The sequence below is a fragment of the Vibrio navarrensis genome, assembly GCF_000764325.1.
In the GTDB taxonomy this organism is placed as follows: Bacteria; Pseudomonadota; Gammaproteobacteria; order Enterobacterales; family Vibrionaceae; genus Vibrio; species Vibrio navarrensis.
This window is the reverse complement of record NZ_JMCG01000002.1, coordinates 942,841-963,383: the sequence shown is the minus strand read 5'-3', so window position 1 is coordinate 963,383 and position 20,543 is coordinate 942,841. Positions and strand designations below refer to the sequence as shown.

The window sequence follows — 20,543 nt, the reverse complement described above, 5'->3', positions numbered from 1 at the left end:
GGGCAAACTATTGTCCAAAACACATTTAGGTTATTTATCTTATCGGCATCTGGAGAACAGAATGATTGCCCTTTTACGTATCTTGGCAACCGCGCTATTTGCGATTGTGATGTTCGTCTTCGGCTGCGGCTACTGCTTACTTAGCCCGCGTAACCCGAAGCATGTTTTTACCTTTGGCCGTCTGTTTGCCAAAATGGCGTCGGTATATGGCATCAAACTGGAACTGCGCATCCCAGAAGACGCTTACCAGCGTGGCCAGCACATTTATATCGCTAACCACCAGAACAACTGGGACTTGTTTACCGTTTCAACCGCCGTGACCCCGAAGGTGGTGACGGTCGGCAAGAAAAGCCTGGTTTGGATTCCGTTTTTCGGCCAATTGTACTGGTTAACAGGCAATATCTTGATTGACCGGGCGAACCGCACTAAAGCGAAAGGCACCATAGATCAAGTGGTGGCCAGCATGAAAGCCTCGGATGTGTCGGTGTGGATGTTCCCAGAAGGTACCCGTTCGCGTGGCCGTGGGCTGCTGCCGTTCAAAACGGGGGCATTTCACGCGGCAATTGGTGCTGGTGTGCCTATCATTCCTATCGTCTGTAGCTCAACCGATCACCTAAAACTGAACCGTTGTAACAATGGTCATGTGATTGTCGAAATGCTGCCTCCGATCAGCACCGAAGGATACGCAAAAGAGAACCTACGCGAGCTAGCGCAACTGTGTCACGAGCAAATGAAAGAGAAACTCGAGAGCCTAGATGCGGAAGTGAAGCAGCGCAACGCCAAATAGAGATAATCATCAGGGCCAGTTTTGTACCTAGCGGCGGTGTTTAGCAATCAACAACATGGCCAACAAGGTTAAACCTGTTTAAAAGGAGGCACATTTGCCTCCTTTTCTATACTTCTATACCAAGCAAAATCAACGCTCAGCCAGTAGATTGTCCTGCTAAGCACTGAATCATGGGTGCTGAGATTGAGCACTTTCACCTGTAGCGAGGTCTTTTTCGGCTTGCTCATTTTCGTAGTCGGCTTCAGCTTTTTTGGCTTTCTCAATCATAGGGGTAATGGTTGATCCCTGAACGAGAATGGAGAACACCACGACCGCGTAGGTCATAACCAGAATAAACTCTTTAACGTCAATCAGCTTATCTTCAATCACCCAAATGCCGCTAGGAATCGACAGCGCCATGGCCAGCGCTAGGCCGCCGCGCAAGCCGCCCCAAGTTAAAATACGAATTGACCAAGGGTTGTAGCTGCGAAAACGCTTAAAACCAATGTATGAGATAAAGACACTCAAATAACGTGCGAGCAATACCAAAGGTACCGCAATCGCCATCATGATCCAGTCTTCCTGATGGAACTTAAACAGCAGCATCGACATGCCGATCAGCAGAAACAGCACCCCATTTAAGAACTCGTCCACCAGTTCCCAGAAGTGATCCAAGTGGTCTTCACTCTCTTTGGAAAAGCCGATAAAGCGCGTCCAGTTGCCCATCATAATGCCTGAAACCACCATCGCCAGTGGACCAGAAACGTGGATCACTTCAGCGAACGCATAGCCTGCAGTGGGCACACCTATGGTGAGTAAGAGCTCCATCGAGTGGTCATCGGTCGCGCAGATCAGGTAGTGAAACAGCAGACCCAAAGCGAAGCCGTAGACAATGCCCCCAATCGCTTCTTGGATAAACAGCATGGTCACGCTGCCGACGGTTGGTGCTTCGCTACCGAAAGCGATGGTGAACAGTGTCACGAAAATCACCAGACCAAAGCCGTCGTTAAACAGCGATTCGCCTTCAATTTGGGTTGAAATGCGTTTTGGCGCATGCAGTTTTTTCACGATGGCCAGCACCGCGATAGGGTCGGTTGGGGAAATCAGTGCACCAAAGAGCAAGCAGTAGATCAGGTCAAACTGGATACCGATTAGTTGGCATGCCCCGTAAAGCACAAAGCCGATGAAGAAGGTAGAAAACAGAGTGGCGCCTAAAGCCAGTACGGTAATTTCCCATTTCTGATCTTTGAGGTTGGGAAGCTTAATACCTAGCCCGCCGGCAAACAGAAGGAAACCGAGGATCCCTTTGAGAAGAAAATCTTCAAAGTCGATACTCGATACCGTTTGAGTGGCGATCTCGGTGAGATGAAACCAATTATTTTGACCCGCAATGAGGATAAGGAGTGACAGCACCATAGAACCCGCCGTGATGGCGATGGTGGTCTGCATTTTGCCGATTTTGCTGTTAACGAACGCAATCAGCATTGCTGCCGCAGACAAAAAGCAGAGAGTGTAGTAGACCGACATGAGCTTCTCTTTGTAACAAATTATGAACGAAATTTTCTTTCTTCACTGCACAAATAGCAAACATTTTTTGCTAATTCTTTTATCAATCGGCTAGGTGCATCAAATAGACGTAATTAGAGTTTTTAGACGTCTAGACTCCTGAAGATTGTGTGATAGGATGTGCAAATAATGAAAGGAATGAGGCATTATCGTGGGAAGTAATATTAGAGAGCAGATTGAAGCGCAACTAAAGCAACGTATCTTATTGATTGATGGTGGTATGGGAACCATGATCCAAGGTTACAAGTTGCAAGAGCAAGACTATCGTGGTGAGCGTTTCGCAAATTGGCACTGTGATCTCAAAGGCAACAATGACTTGCTGGTGTTATCCCAGCCTCAGTTGATCAAAGAAATTCACTGCGCTTACTTGGAAGCGGGTGCCGATATTCTCGAAACCAACACTTTTAACGCCACCACCATTGCCATGGCGGACTACGAAATGGAAAGCTTAAGCGAAGAAATTAACTTCGCTGCGGCTAAACTGGCTCGTGAAGCGGCGGACGAGTGGACCGCTAAAAATCCGCAAAAACCACGCTATGTGGCTGGGGTGCTCGGTCCAACCAACCGTACTTGTTCTATTTCTCCCGATGTGAACGATCCGGGCTACCGCAATGTCACTTTTGATGCTTTGGTGCAAGCGTATTCGGAATCGACTCGAGCGCTGATCCGCGGCGGATCCGATCTCATTCTGATTGAAACCATTTTTGATACCTTGAACGCGAAAGCGTGCGCGTTTGCCGTCGATTCCGTGTTCGAGGAACTTGGCATCAGCTTACCGGTAATGATCTCCGGTACCATTACCGATGCTTCCGGACGCACACTCTCTGGGCAAACGACCGAGGCCTTCTACAACGCGTTGCGCCATGTGAGACCTATCTCGTTTGGTTTGAACTGCGCTTTGGGTCCGGACGAACTGCGTCCGTATGTTGAAGAGCTGTCACGTATCTCAGAAACGTACGTCTCTACCCACCCGAATGCGGGTTTGCCAAACGCGTTTGGTGAATACGATCTCTCGCCGCAGGAGATGGCGGTGCACGTCAAAGAGTGGGCTCAAAGCGGTTTTATCAACCTCGTTGGTGGCTGCTGCGGTACCACGCCCGAACACATTCGCCATATGGCGCTGGCGGTTGAAGGGGTCACGCCGCGTGTCTTGCCAGACATTCCGGTGGCGTGTCGTCTCTCTGGGCTAGAGCCTCTGACGATAGCGAAAGATACCTTGTTTGTTAACGTCGGTGAACGTACCAACGTAACCGGCTCTGCGCGTTTTAAGCGTTTGATTAAAGAAGAGCTTTACGATGAAGCCTTGGATGTGGCCCGCGAGCAGGTAGAAAACGGCGCGCAGATTATTGACATCAACATGGATGAAGGCATGTTGGATGCCGAGGCGTGTATGGTGCGTTTTCTCAACTTGTGTGCGTCCGAGCCAGAAATTTCCAAAGTGCCGGTGATGGTCGATTCCTCGAAGTGGGAAGTGATTGAAGCGGGCCTGAAATGCATTCAAGGCAAAGGCATCGTCAACTCGATTTCCCTCAAAGAGGGTAAGGCCAAGTTTGTTGAGCAGGCCAAACTGATCCGCCGTTATGGAGCGGCCGTGATTGTCATGGCGTTTGACGAGGTGGGCCAAGCGGACACGCGCGAGCGCAAACTGGAGATCTGTACCAACGCTTATCGAATTCTGGTCGATGAAGTCGGCTTTCCACCGGAAGATGTGATCTTCGACCCGAACATTTTTGCCATCGCGACTGGCATTGAAGAGCACAATAACTACGCGGTCGACTTTATTAATGCGGTGGCGGACATCAAACGCGATCTGCCGCATGCGATGATTTCAGGCGGGGTGTCGAACGTTTCTTTCTCTTTCCGCGGCAATAACTATGTGCGCGAAGCGATTCATGCAGTATTCCTCTACCACTGTTTTAAAAACGGTATGGACATGGGCATCGTCAACGCCGGGCAGCTCGAAATTTACGATAACGTGCCTGAGAAACTGCGTGAAGCGGTCGAAGATGTAGTGCTGAATCGCCGTGAAGATGGCACTGAGCGATTGTTGGAAATCGCCGAAGCGTATCGTGAAAATGCCGTGGGCAAAGTGGAAGATGCTTCGGCATTGGAGTGGCGTACTTGGCCTGTGGCTAAACGGCTTGAACACGCGCTGGTGAAGGGCATTAATGAATTTATCGTCGAAGACACCGAAGAGGCGAGGCTGAACGCGTCTAAGCCACTGGAAGTGATTGAAGGGCCGTTGATGGACGGCATGAACGTGGTCGGTGATTTGTTTGGGGAAGGCAAGATGTTCCTTCCTCAGGTGGTGAAATCAGCGAGGGTGATGAAGCAGGCGGTGGCCCACTTAGAGCCGTTTATTAATGCGTCTAAGCAGTCCGGTACAACCAACGGTAAGATTTTGCTCGCCACGGTGAAAGGCGACGTGCACGATATCGGCAAGAACATTGTTGGTGTGGTTTTACAATGTAACAACTACGAAATCATTGATTTAGGTGTCATGGTTCCGTGTGAACAGATCCTCAAAGTGGCCAAAGAAGAGCAGGTCGACATCATTGGTCTCTCAGGTCTTATCACTCCGTCTTTGGATGAAATGGTGCATGTGGCCAAAGAGATGGAGCGTCAGGGCTTTGATTTGCCACTGCTGATCGGCGGTGCGACCACCTCCAAAGCGCACACCGCAGTCAAAATTGAGCAGAACTATTCTCATCCCGTGGTGTACGTCAATAATGCTTCGCGTGCGGTTGGGGTGTGTACTTCGCTGCTGTCTGACGAACTGCGTCCGGCGTTTGTCGAACGCTTGCAGGCCGATTATGAGTTGGTGCGCGATCAGCACAACCGGAAGAAACCGAGAAGTAAACCAGTCACCTTGGCAGAAGCACGCGCCAACAAAGCGGCGATCGACTGGCAGAGCTACACGCCGCCAGCACCGGCTAAGCCGGGTGTGCATGTGTTTGCCGATTTTGATGTGGCGGTTTTGCGTCAGTATATCGACTGGACTCCATTCTTTATGACGTGGTCGCTGGTGGGCAAATACCCGACCATTTTCGACCACGAAGAGGTCGGTGAAGAGGCGCAGCGCTTGTTCAAAGATGCCAATGATTGGCTGGATAAAATTGAGCAAGAAGGGTTGATGAAAGCCAGTGGCATGTGTGCGCTCTTCCCAGCCGCCAGCATTGGTGACGATATTGAGGTGTATAGCGACGAATCGCGTAGCCAAGTGGTCAAAGTGCTGCACAATTTAAGACAGCAAACCGAGAAGCCAAAAGGCGCCAACTACTGTTTGTCGGATTACGTTGCGCCGAAAGCCTCAGGCAAAAAGGATTGGATTGGTGCGTTTGCGGTCACTGGCGGCATCAATGAGCGTGAGCTGGCTGATGAGTTTAAAGCGCAGGGCGATGATTACAACGCGATCATGATTCAGGCGGTGGCGGATCGCCTGGCAGAAGCCTTTGCCGAATATCTGCATGAGAGAGTACGTAAAGAAATTTGGGGCTATGCGCCGGATGAAAACTTATCCAATGAAGAACTGATCCGCGAGAAATACCAAGGTATTCGTCCTGCACCCGGTTATCCAGCGTGTCCGGAGCACACGGAAAAAGGCGCATTATGGGAACTGCTCAATGTCGAGCAAACTATAGGCATGTCACTGACCAGCAGTTATGCAATGTGGCCGGGGGCATCCGTGTCGGGCTGGTATTTCTCTCATCCAGAATCGCGCTACTTTGCGATCGCACAGATCCAGCAAGATCAGGTAGAAGACTACGCGCAGCGCAAAGGCTGGGATCTACTTGAAGCGGAAAAATGGCTGGGGCCGAATATCAACGGTTAAACCACACACTTTCGAGCGAAAAAAATGGGTTGCCACGAGGCAACCCATTTTTACATTGGTGAGTATTAGTTGTGCTGCTCAAACAGATCTTGGTGCAGCTTTTGAATCACTTTCTTCGAGTCGTGCGCATCAACGAGGAAACACAGGTTGTGATCGCTCGCTCCGTAACAGATCATGCGCAGGTTGAAATCGCCCAGTGTGCTGAAGACCTCTTTAGCGTAACCTTTGGTCTCCATGTGGTTGCCGATTAAGGCGACCAGACATAGATTGTGTTCGACTTCCACACTGCACAGCTCTTCAAGCTCGCTGCGAACCGCTTGCGGCAACTCAGGCGCACCGCCCGAAGTGTTGGTTTTATCCAGCGTAAGTGAAACACTGATTTCTGAAGTGGTGATCAGATCGACGGAAATTTTATGCTTTGCCAAAATCTCAAATACTTTGGCGAGGAAACCGTAGGCGTGGAACATCTTAGCACTACGCAGCGTCACCATGGTTTGGTTGCAGCGCAGGGCCAACGCACGAAACAGCGGCGAGCTCTGTGCTTCATGACGAATCCAAGTGCCGCCTTTCTCGGGCTCTTTGGACGAGCCGACAAATACTGGAATATCATGACGCAGCGCCGGAACCAGCGTCGAAGGATGAAGGATCTTCGCGCCGAAGTTCGCCATTTCTGACGCTTCAGCAAAACTGATTTCAGGGATCGGAGCCGCTTTTGGCGCGATGCGCGGATCGGTGGTGTAGATGCCCGGGACGTCGGTCCAGATCTCAAGCCCCGTCGCTTTTAATCCTTCAGCAATCAGCGCAGCGCTGTAGTCGCTTCCCCCACGGCCAAGCGTGGTGGTGTTGCCATCAAGGTCAGAGCCAATAAAGCCTTGTGTCACGACGATAAAATCACGGCACAGCGGCAATAGTTTTTCTTGGGCGAGCAGGGCAATTTGCGTTACATCCGGTTCTGCGCGGCCAAAGTTGCTGTCGGTGCGCAGTACGTCGCGGATATCAAAACGTACCGTATTCAAACCACGCTCTTTCATCAATTGAGTGAGAATGTGCGTTGACATCAGCTCACCGCAGGCGACCAAGTGGTCGGTCAGTTTAGTGCTGGCTTGAATGGAAGCGGCTTCGGCTAAGCTGGTTACGGTATCAAGCAGAGCGTACACTTCGGCGGCAGTTTCGCTGGCGTCTTGCAACTGATTGAGAATTGCATCGTGGATCTCTGCCAGTTGGCTGAGGATTTCGTTGCGTCGCTCTTGCGCTTGTACACCGTTGGCCAGTTCAACCAATAAGTTGGTCACCCCAGAACAGGCGCTGCTCACCACCAGACGAGTGTCTGGATTGTTTTCGACCACGGCGGCACTGCGGCTCATCGCCTCAAAGTTGGCCACACTGGTTCCACCAAATTTCGCTACATTTAATGCGCTCACGGCATTTCTCCCACGACTTCTAAAAAATAACTATCGTTGGTAACCCAACATCCGATGTTTGTTTGGTGAGGAAAGGGGATAGAGCAATTGAAAGAGGTCAGTTTGAATAATCAGAGAATGTCCCTCAGAAGCTCTTCATCAGACGGTGCTGATGACAGTTGATGGGACTCAACCCAAGTCAACCGACAGATCAATTCCAGCAACCTTGATCTACCTCGGCACTGCTCCCCCTGAGTATTTCGTATCGGAGTTGCGGCTCCACGAAACACCTGCCTGGGCAGTGCTCCTCTTCTGCATAAAGCTCAAACATTGAACGTTTTTCGCCACTTAATGTCAACGGCTATTTCAGGCAGGAGTGAAAGTTTTTATTAACAAAACTGTGACACTGGTTAGACCTGTAAGACGGTCGGCTAATTGCCGTGGCGGAAATATTGCTTTAGTGTGGAAAGCTCAGCTTTCAATACTAATCTAAGTCCATAACAACCCTTTCACGCTTAGCAAGGAGCCGCTATGACGATACAAAGTTTTCATCCACCACGTCGAATTCTTATGGGGCCTGGGCCATCGGACATCTCTCCGCAGGTGTTGCAGGCGTTAAGTCGCCCGACGGTCGGCCACTTAGACCCACTTTTTATCGCCATGATGGACGAGCTAAAACAGCTCCTCAAATACGCTTTCCAAACGGAAAATGAGTTCACCATCGCGGTATCGGCGCCCGGCAGTGCGGGTATGGAAGCCTGCTTTGTCAATCTGATTGAGCCCGGCGATAAAGTGATTGTGTGTCGTAATGGCGTGTTTGGTGAGCGGATGCGGGAAAACGTGATTCGCGCTGGTGGCGAAGTGGTGCTGGTGGACGATGAATGGGGCTGCCCCGTTTCAGTTGAGAAGGTAGAACAAGCGCTTGCGGAGCATCCAGATAGCAAGATCCTCGCCTTTGTGCACGCCGAAACCTCAACCGGTGCGATGAGCGATGCCGAGGCGCTCGGTAAACTAGCCAAAGCGCATGGGCTGTTAACCATTGCCGATACCGTGACGTCACTCGGTGGCGTGCCGCTCAAAGTGGATGAGTGGCAGCTGGATGCGGTCTATTCTGGCAGCCAGAAGTGCCTCTCTTGCGTACCGGGATTGTCACCATTGACCTTCTCAAAAGCCGCGATTGAAAAAATTCAGGCGCGCACCACGCCGATTCAAAGCTGGTTTTTGGATCAAAGCTTAGTACTCGGCTATTGGAGCGGCGCAGGCAAACGCAGTTATCACCACACGGCGCCAGTCAATAGTCTTTATTCACTGCATGAAGCGCTACTGATGCTGAAAAATGAAGGGCTGGAGAATGCGTGGGCAAGACACAGAGAGATGCACGACAAACTGAAAACCGGACTGGAGAAACTCGGCTTTCGCTTTGTTGTTGATGAGGCTCACCGCCTACCGCAGCTCAACGCTATCTACGTACCGGAAGGCATTGATGAAGCGAAAGTACGCTCGCACCTGCTCGAAACCTATAACTTAGAAATCGGCGCAGGTTTAGGGGCGCTGGCGGGCAAAGCATGGCGCATTGGCTTGATGGGCTATGGAGCACGAGAAGAAAATGTTGCACTCTGCCTTCGCGCATTAGAAGAGTCGTTGGCGCTGTAACAACGCTCGGGTGCTCTAAATAAAAAAGCGAAGCGTGGATGCGCTTCGCTTGATGCCTTTATTGGCCCGCAGAAACCGTGGCTGAGCGTGCACTCGAGGGCGGTTGATATTGCACTTGAGTAAAGTCGTGTTTGGGAAAGAGAAACTCCGCTTCGGCGCGCACTTGTTCGGCCTTACTAAGAGCCCCCAAGCCTTGATAAGCGAGGATCAGATTGGAGTAAAATGCCGGGCGCGGCTTGCTCTGGATGATCTCTAGCGACCAGTCTATATATGGTTGGATTAACGCCGCATCTTGAGTGGCTAAGCCAATGTTGAGATAGGTGCTGTACACATCCCAATCGAAGCGATCTTTCCACACCACAGGATTGGTCACTTGCTTGAGGCGATCGGGATCCAGTGGTCGTGTGGTTTCAAATTTGGTTAGGACATAGTTGGTGTGCAGGGCGCTCAACATATAAAACGCCGTGAGGATAGGCACCACTAAGCTCATCACTCGTAAGACGGTTTTGCTGATAACACTAAAAGAGACAGACTTCATCCGCGTCGCGCGCTGATCAATCCAGTACAGCAAAATGATGAAGGTCAACCAGTGTACCGCTGAATGGTAGAAGGGATACTCCAGTTGACTGTGCAGCACAATGGGCACAAACAGCGCGAACACCGCCAAACGTGTGCCTTTCTTGGTGTTCATAATGCGGTTAAGCACTAACAAGGCCGCCAGCAAAATCCCAATCAGCGGAATGATTCCCCCCTCGACGCCCCAATAAAGCAGCTCATTGTGCGGATGATCCATGGCGGGTAAGCCTGCGGGATAATTGTGATTAAGCAAGTGCTGCCTTGCGGTATACAAGGTGTATGCGGATTCAAAGTTGCCGTAGCCGTAACCGGTAAACGGTTTTTCTATCAGCATATCCAGTGTTTGCGGGAAGGTGTATTCGCGCGCTGAGTCGAAATTGGCTTTGCGTGCGGCGAGGCTGTCACCGTCGGGATTGACGTTATTGAGCATGGCACTGGCCAACACCAACCCCGCAATGACGGCGATGAGCCAACCCCAAAAGCGAATTTTTGTGCCAAAGCGGTAGAGGTAAGGGAGCAGCAGTAACACGCCCAATAACGCCGCTAGCCACCCAGTGCGAGATGCCAGCACTACAATCAGTGGCACGGTGAAGAGCGGCACAAGGTAGAGCAAGGTTATCTCGCTCAAATGCTTGTTGTATTTGTGTGGCTGTCTTGCCAGCAAATAGCCCGAGATCACCAACCCTGTCGCAAGAAAGCTAGCCATCACATTCGGTTGCTGGAAGATGCCGTAAGGGCGATTGGAGAGCGTGTCGTAGCCCATCCAGTTGTCCGCTTTAAGCCACAGATATTGGTAGTAACCTAGACAAGCTTCAATCACCACCGCCAGCACCACCAGCCACAGCAGTCTCTGCTTATGTTTATTACTAAAGCTGAACTGTTGCAGCAGGATAAAAAACGCCATCCCCGCCCACAAACCCAGCATGCGTCCGAGCGAGAGTTCGTAATTGGCCCCGGAATAAAACAGCGGGATAGAGAGGATTACGCAACTGACCAGTAAGCCGATGGTCAACTTGGAATAACGCAGCGCCTGATTGCCAGCGAGATGGTAGCAGCCGATACCGAAGGCGACCGAAAAGGCTATCCAAGTGGTTGGATTAAACGACAGCGCCAACCCAGAACCACCGGGATTGGGCATAAAAAAGTGCATCGCCACCAGAAACACTACCGCCATCGCCGCGAGAAACTTTCTGTTCAACGGAATACGGGCGGGTGGCTGGTCGAGCTGAGTTCCACTTACATGTATGGTTGCCATAAACGTTTTCTGTAATTGTAAACAATGAAACCAGCGCGCAGCTGGTTTCATCACTTTACCTGTTTTTTCTAGTTCAACATAGGCTTAAGGAAGCGCGCAGTGTGTGAACCTTCGACCAAGGCCACATCTTCTGGTGTGCCTTGGGCAATGATCTCGCCGCCGCCTTGCCCGCCCTCAGGACCAAGGTCGATGATCCAGTCAGCGGTTTTAATCACATCCAAGTTGTGCTCAATCACCACCACCGTATTGCCGTGATCACGCAGGCGATGCAAAACTGTAAGCAGTTGTTGGATATCGTGAAAATGCAGACCCGTGGTCGGTTCATCCAAAATATACAAGGTCTTACCTGTGTCGCGTTTGGACAATTCACGCGCCAGTTTCACCCGCTGCGCTTCACCGCCGGAGAGCGTGGTCGCCGCTTGACCAAGGCGAATGTAGGAGAGGCCGACATCCATCAAGGTTTGCAATTTACGCGCAATCACCGGAACGGGTTCAAAGAACTCGCGTGCGTCTTCGACCGTCATTTCCAGCACTTCGTCAATCGATTTGCCTTTATAGCGCACTTCCAGTGTTTCGCGGTTATAACGCTTGCCTTTACACACATCACACGGCACGTACACATCGGGTAAAAAGTGCATCTCGACTTTGATCACGCCATCGCCCTGACAGGCTTCACAGCGACCGCCACGTACGTTGAAACTAAAGCGCCCAGGCTTGTAACCCCGTGAACGAGACTCTTGCGTGCCCGAAAACAGCTCGCGGATTGGGGTAAAAATGCCCGTATAGGTGGCCGGGTTCGAGCGCGGCGTGCGACCAATCGGACTCTGGTCGATATCAATCACCTTATCAAAATGCTCCAGCCCTTTGATGCTTTTGTACGGCGCGGGTTGGGCGGTGGTGGCGCCATTGAGCGCGGTGTGGGCGATTTTAAAGAAGGTGTCGTTGATCAGTGTTGATTTGCCAGAACCGGATACGCCGGTGATGCAGCTAAACAAACCCACGGGCACCGAGAGGTTGACGTTTTTCAGGTTGTTGCCACTCGCGCCGATCAACTCGACGGTTTTGCTCGCATCGTACGGGGTGCGCTCACGTGGTACGGCAATCTCTTTCACGCCGCTCAGGTATTGACCTGTGAGTGAATCCGGATTGGCGATGATCTCGTCAACGCTGCCCTCGGCGACGATCTGCCCGCCGTGCACCCCGGCACCCGGGCCGATGTCAATCACGTAATCGGCCATGCGGATCGCATCCTCATCGTGCTCAACCACTAAGACGGTGTTACCTAAGTCGCGCAGATGATTGAGCGTTTTCAGCAGCCGCTCGTTGTCGCGCTGATGTAGACCGATGGAGGGCTCATCGAGCACGTACATCACCCCCACCAGACCTGCGCCAATTTGGCTTGCCAAGCGGATGCGCTGCGCCTCACCGCCGGAGAGGGTTTCTGCACTACGCGACAGGTTGAGATAATTGAGGCCGACATTGACCAAAAACTGCAAGCGGTCGTTGATCTCCTTCATCACTTTTTCCGCGATCTGCGCGCGTTGCCCTTCGAGCTTGAGATTGGCAAAAAACGCCAATGCCTCGGCGATGCTGAGTTCGACAATCTGCGGCAGGGTGGTGTCATTGATGAACACGTTGCGCGCTTCTAAACGCAAGCGAGTACCGCCACAACTGGCACATGGCTTGGTCGAAATGTATTTGACCAACTCTTCGCGCACCGAGTTGGATTCGGTATCGCGGTAGCGTCTTTCTAGAGTGTTGAGAATACCTTCAAACGGATGACGTTTAACGCGAATATCACCGCGATCATTGATGTATTTGAACTCCACTTCAGCACGGCCCGAACCTTTGAGAATGATCTCTTGGATCTTTTTCGACAAAGTGTTGAATGGCACATGCAGATCAAAACCATAATGATCGGCCAGCGAAGTGAGCATCTGATAGTAGTAATAGTTTTTTTGATCCCAGCCGCGAATCGCGCCTTGTGCCAGACTGAGATTGGCATCTTGGATCACTCGGTCCGGATCAAAATATTGCTGCACGCCCAAACCGTCACAAGTGCCACAGGCGCCAGCCGGGTTGTTAAAAGAGAACAGGCGAGGCTCTAGCTCTTGCATGCTGTAACCACAGTGCGGACAGGCAAAGTTGGCCGAAAAGACGATCTCTTCGCCTTCACCTTCCATGGGAGCCACAACCACAATACCGCCGGAGAGCTCAAGTGCCGTTTCAAACGATTCTGCCAGACGTTGCTGCAGATCGGCGCGCACTTTAAAGCGATCGACGATCACTTCAATGGTGTGTTTTTTGTGTAATTCGAGTGTCGGTGGATCGGACAGGTCGCACGTCTCGCCATCGATACGAGCACGAATAAAGCCTTGCGCGGCGAGGTTTTCCAGCGTTTTAACGTGTTCGCCTTTGCGCTCTTTTACGATCGGCGCCAGCAACATCATTTTGCTGCCCTCGGGCATCTCCAGCACCTTGTCGACCATTTGGCTCACGGTTTGCGCTGCCAGCGGCACTTTGTGCTCAGGGCAGCGCGGTTCGCCGACTCGGGCGTACAACAGACGCAGGTAATCATACACTTCGGTAATGGTACCGACGGTAGAACGCGGGTTATGTGAGGTAGATTTCTGCTCGATGGAGATCGCTGGCGAAAGCCCTTCGATGTGGTCCACATCCGGCTTTTCCATCAGAGATAAGAACTGGCGCGCGTAAGCCGAGAGCGATTCCACATAGCGCCGTTGCCCTTCGGCGTAGAGAGTATCGAAGGCTAGTGACGACTTACCTGAGCCGGATGAGCCCGTAATGACGATCAGTTTGTCTCGGGGAATGGTGAGATTGATATTTTTTAGGTTATGAGTACGTGCTCCGCGAACTTCTATCTTGTCCATCTTCAATGCTCTGTGAAATACCAAGTGGAGCAAGTATTACATAGTGTGAGAAATGTGCAATAAAATACTGGATAAAAAAACAGTTAAAAACGGCGCAGTTCAACCGCGCCGTCACAAGAGATAGAAGCGATGAAATGGCGCTTTAGCGCTGGCGTTTGGTCGACTGTTTGCCGAGTTCCGATTTCTTCTCATCTTTCAAGTAAAGGTTCTGGTAGCAGTAGTTGGTGGCCTCAATGTAGCCTTCGACACTGCCGCAATCAAAACGGCGTCCTTTGAACTTGTATGCCAGTACGCAGCCTGACTGGGCTTGCTTTAAGAGTGCGTCGGTGATCTGGACTTCGCCGCCTTTGCCGGGCTCTGTCTGTTCGATCAAATCGAAAATGTCGGGAGTGAGAATATAGCGGCCAATGATCGCCAAATTACTTGGCGCGGTTCCGGGTTCTGGTTTTTCAACCATGTTGTCCACACGAAATAGATCATCTTTAATCATTTCGCCAGCGATCACGCCGTATTTGTGTGTTTCGTTCTCTGGAACTTCTTGCACGGCGACGATAGAACAGCGGAACTGCTTAAATAGTGCGACCATTTGTGCCAGCACGCCTTGTTCTTGGTTGACACACAAGTCATCAGCCAGCACGACGGCAAAAGGTTGGTCACCGACAAGCTCACGCCCGGTGAGAATCGCATGGCCTAAGCCTTTCATTTCTCGCTGGCGGATATAGGTGAAGTTGGCCGCGTCGATCAGCGCGCGCACGTCATCAAGCAAAACCTCTTTATTGGTGCCGCTGATCTGATGCTCTAGCTCGTAGTTTTTATCGAAGTGATCCATGATCGAGTGCTTACCACGACCAGTGACGATACACATCCCAGTCATGCCCGCCTGAATGGCTTCATCAACACCATATTCAATCAGTGGCTTATTTACCACTGGCATCATCTCTTTTGGCATGGATTTAGTCGCTGGCAAAAAGCGTGTGCCATAACCAGCGGCAGGAAAGAGGCATTTCTTAATCATCAAACGGCGTCCTTTAACTGTGGTTGCAGCCCATTACGATAGCAAACTGAGTGTGACAGGCGCATGAAAGGGCGCTCGCTGCACGGTTGGCTGCATAAGATGCTGCGATTCTAACCCGAGAGCGAGCGATGCCCTATAAACAAACCACAAATTCTGCCCATTTTGTTACGAGAGTAGATGTTGATCGGCCCAGGCGGTGGCCTGAAGACGGTTTTTTACCGAGAGCTTTTTAAAAATCTGGTAGAGATGCGATTTGACCGTGTATTCGCTGATAAACAGATCTTCGGCGATGTGAGCATTGCTTGCTCCTGCTTGTAAGCAGCGTAGCACTTGAATTTCGCGAATAGTCAGGTCCACATTGGCGGGTGCGGTATGGGTGTTGAACATATTGCGGTAGTAATGCAGAAGCTGCGCCTGAACGTGGCGAGGTAGCCAGTTTTGCCCTTCAATCACGGCAATAACGCCTTCGGCAATTTTTTCCATGCTGCAATCTGAGTAGAAAACCGCTTTGCTCTGTCCAAGGCCGAGCAGCTCATCGGTGCTCAATCGTTTTGGTACGTTGAAAATGATGGTTTCAAAGTTTTTGCAAATCAGTGGCAGGTTTCTAATTTGTAACAGCAATACTTTGTGTTCTTGATAGTCGATCAACAAGATACGGTTACGGTGCAAGGGATCGGTTCGCATCAAGGTGTCTGTGGTAATCGCTGGTATGGGGAGATCGATGGCGCGCGCTAAGGTATCAATAAATACTGGGGGTTGTGCGTTTGCTCGCTGGAGAAAGAACAAGCTTCTGGCATAGGAGGATTTTCTCATGTGTGGCTCCGAAAGATAAAAGTTGACCTAATGACAAGGGGGATGAGTGAGAAATTGTCATTGATGGCAGGTCAATACCAGCAGGACTGAAATGAAATGCGTCGAGTTTCAAAGCGGTAAGTAAATGAGCAGTTTGTCAGAGAGAAAAAGCGTTTAGCTGCTCTGAAAAAATGCCCTTCGGGGCCAGGGCGTCCGCATGAGTGGTTAGAATTTAGTCATTGACTTAAATCCAGCGACTAAGACTTGCTCCAAGAAGCCGGGGTTCATCATGCAACGTTTCTGCTTCATTGGCACACTAATTTTGCTTGGCTCAGCTCTTAGCATGTTAAGCGCCATGTGTCTTAAACCTGCCAAATTTTCAGCCGCGTTTTGTCGGTAAATCTGACAAGCATCTTCTCGCATGCTCACATCTAAAATCCAGTGCATTGACTCTATGCCCCAGTGGGCTCGAATGGCATTTCCTGCCTGCTCCGCGGTCAGGTCTGCTGAACTTATGTAGTAGCGGTACTCCAGCTTTGGCGCTTTACCTTTGGCAACTCGGTAATTTTCAACCATGACAATACTGGCGAGTCCGCTCCACGTTGAGAAGTCACCCTCTAACTCACTAGCCTTGAGTACATGGCAAGTACGTGCTTCAACGCGGCCTTTTTGTTTCTCGATTTGATAAGTGGTTTTGTCAATCGGGGCACGGCGGTGTGGGGCGAAGGCTGTCTGTATGGCTGCCGACAACTTGCCTTGATTCCCCTTTACTGCCAACAAGTAATCACCGCCCTTGCTAGTGATCGCCTTGGCAATCTTGGTCTGGCAGGCCATCGCATCAATCGTCACGATAGCTCCTCGCAAGTCGAGCATCTTAATAAGCTCTGGAATCGCGGTAATTTCATTGCTCTTATCGTCAGTTTTGAGTTGGCCCAATACCAGTTGGTTGGCACTTGCATAGGCGCTCACCATATGGATGGTGCTTTTCCTGTCGTCTCTATCGTAGGAGCCGCGCAAAGTCTTGCCATCAATGGCAACCACCTCACCAAACGTCATGGTATGTACCGCATTCATCCAACCCAGGAAGCAGTCGCGAAACTCGGCAGGATCAATATTTGCAATCAAACGAGCAAAGGTATCGTCGACAGGCACACCGTTTTCAAACAGTCCCTGTTTAAGAAACCACTCATGGTGGCCAAGAACATATTCACGAATGTCAGTCCAGCCTTGACCTCCGGCTATCACGGCACAGATAGACCCAAACAAAATATCAAACAGAGGATAATCAACTTTTGCACTTTGCCGTTTGTCACGGATGATACTGAAATGCGCTTTGATGGTATTAATATTCATGGTCGCTCCCCAAAAGAAGAGCATAAGATCACAGACCGTGCTTCAGGTCAAATTTAACCTTGCGTTGTACAAGAAATGTTCATGATCTTGCCCTGCCTTCGGGGCTTTTCTTGCTGAGTGTTAAACCAGACACTCTTTTGACTGTTTTTACCTCAGACAAAGCGTGCTATCCTAATGCGCTAAAATTAAATACCGACAGCTTAAACGGAGCACATCATGGCCAGCCGTGGAATTAATAAAGTAATCTTGGTAGGGAACCTAGGGAACGACCCTGAAATTCGTTATATGCCAAGCGGCGGTGCAGTGGCTAACATTACCGTTGCTACTTCGGAAACTTGGCGCGACAAAGCGACTGGCGAACCGCGTGAAAAAACGGAATGGCATCGTGTTACCCTGTATGGAAAACTCGCTGAAGTCGCAGGTGAATATCTGCGTAAAGGTTCTCAGGTTTACATTGAAGGCCAATTGCAGACGCGCAAGTGGCAAGATCAAAATGGTCAAGATCGCTACTCAACAGACATCGTGGTACAAGGTTACAGCGGTGTGATGCAGATGTTGGGTGGACGTCCACAAGGCGGCGCGCCAGCGATGGGTGGTGTACCTCAAGCGCAGCAACAGGGGGGCTGGGGACAGCCACAACAGCCAGCCGCGCATCAGCAGCAGTCATATCAAGCGCCTGCACAGCAGCATGCCCCGCAGCAATCTCAGCCGCAGTATAATGAACCGCCAATGGATTTCGATGACGACATTCCGTTTTAGGCTGGAATTTTTAATTTCTGTCAAGACGATTACGAATGAAATCTCTGAAAGCCCCGCATTGCGGGGCTTTTTTTATGGTTTTTCTAAAGTTAAGGTTGTCATGTGCATATAAGTGGACTACTTTAGTTTTGTGTGGGTTGGGAATGTAAAGACGGGGAAGTTATTATGGGCTACAAGGCTAAAGTTTGGCGCATCGAGGACAATGGAGAACGGGCGGTTGTTGTCGTTGATGGGCAAGGAATACCTCATGATCAAATCTCTCGCTATTTACTTGGCAAACGAAATGACCGTGCAACCAAAACAGTTTTGAATCTCGGTAAAAATATCTGTCAGCTCTATCGCTGGTCGGATTATATAGGCGTAGATATTGAAGAGCGTATTAAAACGGGCCTGATTTTTGGAATTACTGAAATTGACTCTTTAGTCTCTTATTTGTCCAAGAACCAGCGTCAGCTAAAAAAGCAAAAAGAGGATAAGGAAAGTGATGACAGTGTCTTAGCATTTGCAGGCTATGTCTCCGCAGGTGTATTGACGCAGAAAATTGACGCAGTAAGAGAGTATTTCACATGGCTAGGTCAACTTGCGGTTGAAAATAGATTGATCACTGATCCCTATTACACCGCTATTGCTCCAGCAATTAAAGATCTCAACGATGCATTAGATGCTAGAAAAGTATCGGGAATCACGAAAAAACGTATCGGATTGACAGACAAAGAGCAGCAGTTTTTGCTGTTGATTACCCATCCTACACATCCAGAAAACCCATTTGAATCTCGTACCAGAGTTCGTAATCATTTGATATTCAAAATGCTACTACTATGTGGGGTCAGGTTAGGGGAGTTAATGGCATTGAGGATCAATAACTGCCACCTTTTGGGGGACACACCGTATATCCGTTTTGGTCAAAATCTGACAAAAGAGTCAGATCCTCGTTCTGTACCGCCAGAGGCAAAAACCTTACCTCGCAATATTTATTTGACCACGGAACTAGCGGCTGATTTAGACAGCTACATAATGAATGAGCGTAAGGCGCGTGGAAAAATCGCCCGAAAAGCGCCTCCTTATGTGTTCCTTAATACTCTCAATGCTCCTACACCTATGACAGACGGAGCCTTCTACCATATGTGCAAGCTTCTATGTGAGAAGTTTCCGAAACAACTCAATAATCTTCATCCTCATCGTTTAAGGCACACATAAGGGCGCGAACGTACTTTGTTAAGCTGATGTAAAGAGAACTTTTGCTCTATAATCTTTGTCCCACGTAGCCTTATTCATCTTCCTTGGTACAGACACGCTCCCTTCTGACTTCCTGAAGAGGTTCTGCACAAATCGGCGACAACAAGCCATATTCAATGCCGAGTCCCCAGCGTAAATTCGCTGCTCGTCTTCTTTGAAAATAACGTCCAAAGCCCAGTGCTGCTGGTTCTCGATGTGCCAGTGTTTCCTTGTTGCGTTTGAGGCTAACTCTAAAGACAAATGGTCTGTGCAAATGTAGTACGATGTTTCATAGCTTCCTTTCCCTTTGACGCTTCTATCTCTCACCACCGCAACAATGCTTTTTACAACACTCCACTTATCTTTGAGTTCTTCGCTGAAGGAGGCAGGAAGCACGTAAACCTCTCGAATCTCTTCTCTTCCATGCCCTTTATCTTCAGTGATATACGATTCCTGTTGTTCTTCTGGCAAAGCCCAATAGTCTTGGAACTGCGCATCAATCTCTGCTAACAAACTTGGCTGATTCAGTTTGACTTGCACTAAGAAATCACCACCTTTATCAACCACTTTATTCAGTGTTTCAACCTGACAATGAAGCGCATCAGCAGTTAATAAGCACCCTCTGACATCCAAAGCGTCGAGCATGTTTTTTATCGCTATTAGCTCCATACCTTTACCGTCACAAGGTTGATGTGTGAGAGTCAAACCTTCATCTACGTCAAATGCCGAAACCATATAGAGAGGGTGTTCTTGTTTGCTTGCTTTCGCTCCTTTTAGAACCTTCCCATCAACGCTGATTATGGGCTGAGCATGCTTTTCTCTGTGCAAATTGACCCAGCCTACCATCGCTTCCAAGAGCGTCTCTGGTACAACAGTTCTCATTATCGCGGCAATATTATGCCGAGTGGGGAGACCATTGTCGTAGGGGAGATACTCACGCAACCACTCGATATTTCCTTCGCCGAAATCCTTAATATCAGTCCACTTATTTTGACCACAAATCATGGCGGTTATGACCAAGAAAGCCACTTCCATAACAGGGTACACTTGGTTGATATGCGAACGGGTATCTTTCACTTTTTTTAGCTGCTCAATGATAATCATGTACGAGTTTCTCATATTTTTAACTTCATGATCAGATCGTGATTACCTTGAAAAGTTCCCAATAACATAAAGTCTTTTATTTTCAGTGGTTAAAGTTCGATCCCGCCCTTAGGCACACATTTAACGACAATTTGGCAATAGCGTTTGGCGATTCATTGGAGAGTGAGGAGTTTTTAAAATTACAACGTTGGGCAAATGGCTGGGGGGATGACAGCAAGCAAGGTATAGATTATACCTATAATTCGACTGAAATACGTGGGCAGCGTTGTTTAAGAATGCTCCAAGAAAATATTTTGCAAGGAAATTACCATGCGTTGGATAGTGCATATCCTGAACCGAAGTACGATGAAGATTTCGATATGTAAC

14 protein-coding genes and 1 riboswitch are annotated in these 20,543 nt (G+C 49.8%); of the genes, 6 read left to right on the top strand and 8 right to left on the bottom strand.

Translation table 11 applies throughout. The features are described 5' to 3' along the window. The first annotated feature begins 61 nt into the window (after window positions 1–61). Window positions 62–787: a 1-acylglycerol-3-phosphate O-acyltransferase gene (locus EA26_RS18755; protein WP_039430642.1), complete on the top strand. Its 726-nt coding sequence runs from the start codon at window positions 62–64 to the stop codon at window positions 785–787. Window positions 788–955: 168 nt separating this feature from the next. Here the strand turns inward: EA26_RS18755 and EA26_RS18750 are convergent, their stop codons facing one another. Then, window positions 956–2,293 carry a cation:proton antiporter gene (locus tag EA26_RS18750; protein WP_052079224.1) on the bottom strand — a complete coding sequence of 446 codons (1,338 nt, stop codon included), beginning with the start codon at window positions 2,291–2,293 and terminating at the stop codon, window positions 956–958. 190 nt (window positions 2,294–2,483) lie between these two features. Here EA26_RS18750 and metH point away from each other — a divergent pair, with 190 nt between their 5' ends. Then, a complete protein-coding gene (gene metH / locus EA26_RS18745) occupies window positions 2,484–6,164 on the top strand; it encodes a methionine synthase (protein ID WP_039430641.1) in 3,681 nt (1,226 codons plus the stop codon). Window positions 6,165–6,229: 65 nt separating this feature from the next. Here metH and lysC read toward each other — a convergent pair whose 3' ends face one another. Further along, window positions 6,230–7,585: a lysine-sensitive aspartokinase 3 gene (lysC, locus tag EA26_RS18740; RefSeq protein ID WP_039430639.1), complete on the bottom strand. Its 1,356-nt coding sequence runs from the start codon at window positions 7,583–7,585 to the stop codon at window positions 6,230–6,232. 120 nt (window positions 7,586–7,705) lie between these two features. Further along, window positions 7,706–7,884: riboswitch (Lysine riboswitch) on the bottom strand. Between the two features lie 211 nt (window positions 7,885–8,095). Here lysC and EA26_RS18735 point away from each other — a divergent pair. Beyond that, window positions 8,096–9,217: a pyridoxal-phosphate-dependent aminotransferase family protein gene (locus EA26_RS18735; RefSeq protein WP_039430637.1), complete on the top strand. Its 1,122-nt coding sequence runs from the start codon at window positions 8,096–8,098 to the stop codon at window positions 9,215–9,217. 58 nt (window positions 9,218–9,275) lie between these two features. Here EA26_RS18735 and EA26_RS18730 read toward each other — a convergent pair whose 3' ends face one another. From EA26_RS18730 to EA26_RS18710, 5 genes are all read right to left on the bottom strand, one after another. Then, a complete protein-coding gene (locus tag EA26_RS18730; protein WP_039431701.1) occupies window positions 9,276–11,048 on the bottom strand; it encodes a PglL family O-oligosaccharyltransferase in 1,773 nt (590 codons plus the stop codon). 68 nt (window positions 11,049–11,116) lie between these two features. Next, a complete protein-coding gene (gene uvrA / locus EA26_RS18725; RefSeq protein ID WP_039430635.1) occupies window positions 11,117–13,939 on the bottom strand; it encodes an excinuclease ABC subunit UvrA in 2,823 nt (940 codons plus the stop codon). A 142-nt stretch (window positions 13,940–14,081) separates the two neighbouring features. Next, window positions 14,082–14,954, bottom strand: coding sequence for a UTP--glucose-1-phosphate uridylyltransferase GalU (gene galU, locus EA26_RS18720; protein ID WP_039430633.1), 873 nt, complete (start codon window positions 14,952–14,954; stop codon window positions 14,082–14,084). Window positions 14,955–15,119: 165 nt separating this feature from the next. Next, window positions 15,120–15,767, bottom strand: coding sequence for a LuxR C-terminal-related transcriptional regulator (locus EA26_RS18715; protein WP_039430631.1), 648 nt, complete (start codon window positions 15,765–15,767; stop codon window positions 15,120–15,122). Window positions 15,768–15,971: 204 nt separating this feature from the next. Beyond that, the gene (locus tag EA26_RS18710; RefSeq protein WP_039426512.1) at window positions 15,972–17,099 is read right to left on the bottom strand and encodes an ISAs1 family transposase; all 1,128 of its coding nucleotides are present in this window, start codon (window positions 17,097–17,099) and stop codon (window positions 15,972–15,974) included. Between the two features lie 216 nt (window positions 17,100–17,315). On the opposite strand from EA26_RS18710, the gene EA26_RS18705 reads away from it, so the two are divergent. Together EA26_RS18705 and EA26_RS18700 are read left to right on the top strand one after the other, a co-directional pair. Beyond that, window positions 17,316–17,858 (top strand): single-stranded DNA-binding protein, encoded by a 543-nt coding sequence (locus EA26_RS18705; protein WP_039430628.1) that lies wholly within the window; start codon window positions 17,316–17,318, stop codon window positions 17,856–17,858. Window positions 17,859–18,023: 165 nt separating this feature from the next. Next, on the top strand, window positions 18,024–19,055 hold the full coding sequence (locus EA26_RS18700; RefSeq protein ID WP_039431699.1) for a tyrosine-type recombinase/integrase: 1,032 nt from the start codon (window positions 18,024–18,026) through the stop codon (window positions 19,053–19,055). Between the two features lie 18 nt (window positions 19,056–19,073). Here the strand turns inward: EA26_RS18700 and EA26_RS18695 are convergent, their stop codons facing one another. Then, on the bottom strand, window positions 19,074–20,177 hold the full coding sequence (locus EA26_RS18695; protein WP_000583762.1) for an ISAs1 family transposase: 1,104 nt from the start codon (window positions 20,175–20,177) through the stop codon (window positions 19,074–19,076). Between the two features lie 131 nt (window positions 20,178–20,308). Between EA26_RS18695 and EA26_RS21810 the strand changes: the two genes are divergently transcribed. Continuing rightward, window positions 20,309–20,542 carry a hypothetical protein gene (locus tag EA26_RS21810; protein WP_226978395.1) on the top strand — a complete coding sequence of 78 codons (234 nt, stop codon included), beginning with the start codon at window positions 20,309–20,311 and terminating at the stop codon, window positions 20,540–20,542. Window position 20,543 lies beyond the last annotated feature (1 nt).

What these genes read in the sequence shown, in the direction of transcription:
- EA26_RS18755 (WP_039430642.1), top strand. Translation starts at nt 62, where the DNA reads ATGATTGCCCTTTTACGTATCTTGGCAACCGCGCTATTTGCGATTGTG.
- EA26_RS18750 (WP_052079224.1), bottom strand. Translation starts at nt 2,293, where the DNA reads ATGTCGGTCTACTACACTCTCTGCTTTTTGTCTGCGGCAGCAATGCTG.
- EA26_RS18735 (WP_039430637.1), top strand. Translation starts at nt 8,096, where the DNA reads ATGACGATACAAAGTTTTCATCCACCACGTCGAATTCTTATGGGGCCT.
- EA26_RS18730 (WP_039431701.1), bottom strand. Translation starts at nt 11,048, where the DNA reads ATGGCAACCATACATGTAAGTGGAACTCAGCTCGACCAGCCACCCGCC.
- uvrA (WP_039430635.1), bottom strand. Translation starts at nt 13,939, where the DNA reads ATGGACAAGATAGAAGTTCGCGGAGCACGTACTCATAACCTAAAAAAT.
- galU (WP_039430633.1), bottom strand. Translation starts at nt 14,954, where the DNA reads ATGATTAAGAAATGCCTCTTTCCTGCCGCTGGTTATGGCACACGCTTT.
- EA26_RS18715 (WP_039430631.1), bottom strand. Translation starts at nt 15,767, where the DNA reads ATGAGAAAATCCTCCTATGCCAGAAGCTTGTTCTTTCTCCAGCGAGCA.
- EA26_RS18710 (WP_039426512.1), bottom strand. Translation starts at nt 17,099, where the DNA reads ATGAATATTAATACCATCAAAGCGCATTTCAGTATCATCCGTGACAAA.
- EA26_RS18705 (WP_039430628.1), top strand. Translation starts at nt 17,316, where the DNA reads ATGGCCAGCCGTGGAATTAATAAAGTAATCTTGGTAGGGAACCTAGGG.
- EA26_RS18700 (WP_039431699.1), top strand. Translation starts at nt 18,024, where the DNA reads ATGGGCTACAAGGCTAAAGTTTGGCGCATCGAGGACAATGGAGAACGG.
- EA26_RS18695 (WP_000583762.1), bottom strand. Translation starts at nt 20,177, where the DNA reads ATGATTATCATTGAGCAGCTAAAAAAAGTGAAAGATACCCGTTCGCAT.